Raw genomic sequence first — 3,753 nt, forward strand, 5'->3', positions numbered from 1 at the left:
ACGCCCTCGCCGGGCTCGGCCTGCCCGCCGGCCTGCCCGTCGTCCGCCCGCAGGACGCGGCCGGCGAGCCCGACACCGCCCCGCCCGCGCCCCGACTCGGCCAGCCCGCCTACGTGTTGCACACCTCGGGCTCCACCGGCCGCCCCAAGGGGGTGGTGGTCACCCACGCCTCGCTGGCCAACCTGCACGCCGGCCTCGGCGAGGACCATGTCGCCCCCGCCCTGCACCGCGCCGGCCGGGACCGGCTGCGCGTCGCCCACAGCGCCTCGTTCGCCTTCGACGCCTCCTGGGACCCGGTGCTCTGGATGGTCCACGGCCACGAGCTCCACCTGCTGGACGACGCCACCTACCGCGACCCGGCCGCGCTCGCCGCCCACCTCGACCGCGAGCGCGTCGACTACCTCGACCTCACCCCCTCCTACCTCGAAGTCCTGATCGCCGAAGGCATCCTGGACGAGGGCCGGCACCGCCCGTCCGTCCTCGTGGTCGGCGGCGAGGCCACCCCGCCCGCCCTCTGGCAGCGCCTGGCCGCCGTCCCCGGCCTGCACCCGGTCGACCTCTACGGCCCGACCGAGACCACCGTCGACGCCTACGCCTGGACCCCGGGCCCGGACGGCGCCCCGCGCGGCCGGGTGGTGCGCGGCTCCCGCGCCTACGTCCTGGACGGCTCGCTGCGCCCCGCGCCCGACGGCGTCACCGGCGAGCTGTACGTGGCCGGCGCCTGCCTGGCCCGCGGCTACCTCGGCCGCCCCGACCTCACCGCCGAACGCTTCCTCGCCGACCCCTTCGGCCCGCCCGGCAGCCGGATGTACCGCACCGGCGACCTCGCCCGGCGCCGCCCCGACAACACCCTGGAGTTCCTCGGCCGGGCCGACGACCAGGTGAAGATCCGCGGCTTCCGGATCGAGCCCGGCGAGATCGCCGCCGTCCTCGCCGAACTCCCGGGCGTCGCCCAGGCCGTGGTGATCGCCCGCCCCGGCCCGCAGGGCAAGCGCCTGCTCGGCTACGCCGTCCCGGAGAGCGGCAGCACGCCCGATCCGGACGGGCTGCGCGCCGCGCTCGCCGCCCGGCTGCCCGCGCACATGGTCCCGGCGGCCGTCCTGCTGCTGGACGAACTGCCGCGCACCGCGCACGACAAGCTCGACCACCGGGCCCTGCCCGAGCCCGCCGCGGCCACCGAGGGCACTGCGGCGGCCACGCCCCGGGAGGAACTGGTCTGCGGCCTGTTCGCCGAGGTCCTCGGCCTGCCGCAGGCACCCGGCCGGGAGGCCTCCTTCTTCGACCTCGGCGGCCACTCGCTGCTCGCCGGCCGCCTCGCCGCCCGGCTGCGCGAGACCTTCGCCGCCCCGGTCGGCTTCGCCGACGTGTTCCGGCAGCCGACCCCGGCCGGCCTCGTCGAACTGCTCGACCAGGCCGCCCTGTTCGACCCGGCGGAGCCCGAGCACCGCCCCGCCCTGGTGCCCGTGCCGCGCACCGGGCGGATGCCGCTCTCGCCCGCCCAGCGCGGGCTCTGGTTCCTGCACCGCCTCGAAGGCCCCAGCCCCACCTACAACATCCCGCTGGCACTCACCCTCACCGGCCCGCTCGACCGGCACGCCCTCGGCCTCGCGCTCGGCGACCTCGTCGCCCGGCACGAAGTCCTGCGCACCGTCTACGGGGAGGAGCCGGACGGCACGCCGTACCAGCGCATCCTCTCCGAGTTCCGGCCCGAACTCCACGGGAGCACCGGAGAGCTGGGCGATGAAGTCCGGTACGCCTTCGACCTGACCGCCGAACCGCCGCTGCGCGCGAGCCTGTTCACCGACGGCCCCGAGCGGCACACCCTGCTCCTGCTGCTCCACCACATCGCGGGCGACGGCGCCTCCACCACCCCGCTGCTGCGCGACCTGGCCGTCGCCTACGGCGCCCGGACCGCCGGTCGGGAACCGGAACTGCCGGAACTCGCCATCCAGTTCGCCGACCACGCGGCCTGGCAGCGGGAGCGGCTCGGCACCGCCGACGCGCCCAGCCCGCTCGCCGTCCGGCAGGTGGAGCACTGGCGCGCCGCGCTCGCCGGACTGCCCGACCAGCTGGAGCTTCCGCTCGACCGCCCCCGTCCGGCCGTCGCCGGCCACCAGGGGGCCACCGTGCCCTTCGCGCTCGGCGCCGAGGCGCACACCGCCCTGGCCGGGCTCGCCCGGGCCGCCGACAGCACCGTCTTCATGGCCGTCCAGGCCGGGCTCGCCGCCCTGCTCACCCGGCACGGCGCCGGCACCGACATCCCGGTCGGCACCCCGGTGGCCGGCCGGGAGGACGAGGAGACCGCCGCACTGGTCGGCTACTTCGTCAACTCGGTGGTGCTGCGCACCGACACCTCCGGCGACCCGACCTTCCGCGAGCTGCTGGCCCGGGTCCGCGGCACCGTGCTCGCCGCGCACGAGCACGCCGAACTGCCCTTCGACCGCCTGGTCGAGGAGCTCAACCCGGCCCGCTCGCTCGCCCGCCACCCGCTGTTCCAGGTGATGCTGGCCTGGCAGAGCCGCCCGGACGAGCGGACCGCCCTGGGCGGCGGCCTCACCGCCGACATCGCCGCGATCCCCAGCGGCACCGCCAAGTTCGACCTCACCCTGAACGCCGGGGAACTGCCCGGCGGCGGCATCGGCGGCTTCCTGGAGTACCGCACCGACCTCTTCGACGACGCCACCGTGGCCGCCCTCGTGGAGCGCCTGACCCGGCTGCTCACCGCCGCCGCGAGCGCCCCCGACACCCCGATCGGCCTGCTGCCGCTGATCAGCGAGGAGGAGCGGCGGCGCGCCCTGGTCGAGTGGAACGGCCCGTCGGTGGACACGTCTTCGGACGCCACCCTGCCCGAGCTGTTCGAGGCGGCCGCCGCCGCCCATCCGCACGCCGTGGCGGTGGGCTACCGGGACGAGCAGCTCGACTACACCGAACTCGCCGCCCGTGCGGACCGGTTGGCCCGGCTGCTGGCCGCCGAGGGCATCGGTCCCGGCACCATCGTCGCGCTCGCCCTGCCGCGCTCGCTCGAACTCGTCGTCGCCCTGCTGGCGGTGGCCAAGTCCGGCGCCGCCTACCTGCCGCTCGACCCCGACTACCCGGCCGACCGGCTCGCCTACATGCTGGCCGACGCCACCCCGGCCGCCCTGCTCACCGACCGCGCCACCGCGCCCCGGCTGCCCGCCCACGAGGTGCGGCAACTCCTTGTCGACGGGCCGGAGTCCGCCGCCTTCCCGGCCGTCCCGCTGGAGCAGCACGAGCGCACCCGCCCGCTGCGCGCCGAGGACACCGCGTACGTCATCTACACCTCCGGCTCCACCGGCCGGCCCAAGGGCGTGCCGGTCACCCACCGCAACGTGGTCCGGCTGTTCGGCGCCACCGACCACTGGTTCGGCTTCGGCGCCGAGGACGTGTGGACGCTGTTCCACTCCTACGCCTTCGACTTCTCGGTCTGGGAACTGTGGGGCGCCCTGCTGCACGGCGGCCGACTGGTCGTCGTCCCGCACCTGGTCAGCCGCGACCCGGCGGCCTTCCTGGACCTGCTCGCCCGCGAGCGGGTCACCGTGCTCAACCAGACGCCGTCCGCCTTCTACCAGCTCAGCGCCGCCGACCGGGACCGCCCCGGCAGCGAACTCGCCCTGCGCTACGTGGTGTTCGGCGGCGAGGCGCTCGAACTCGCCCGGCTGGACGACTGGTACGACCGGCACGCCGAGGACGCGCCCACGCTGGTCAACATGTACGGCATCACCGAGACCACCG

The 3,753-nt window shown here is 76.2% G+C and carries 1 protein-coding gene; it reads left to right on the plus strand.

All coding sequences use genetic code 11. From position 1 onward, the window contains the following. Positions 1-3,753: AMP-binding protein (locus AE652_RS29285; protein WP_049656911.1), on the plus strand; the 3,753-nt coding region annotated here is incomplete at both ends.

Origin of the sequence: Kitasatospora sp. MY 5-36 (assembly GCF_001182915.1) — a bacterium.
Lineage (GTDB): Bacteria > Actinomycetota > Actinomycetes > Streptomycetales > Streptomycetaceae > Kitasatospora.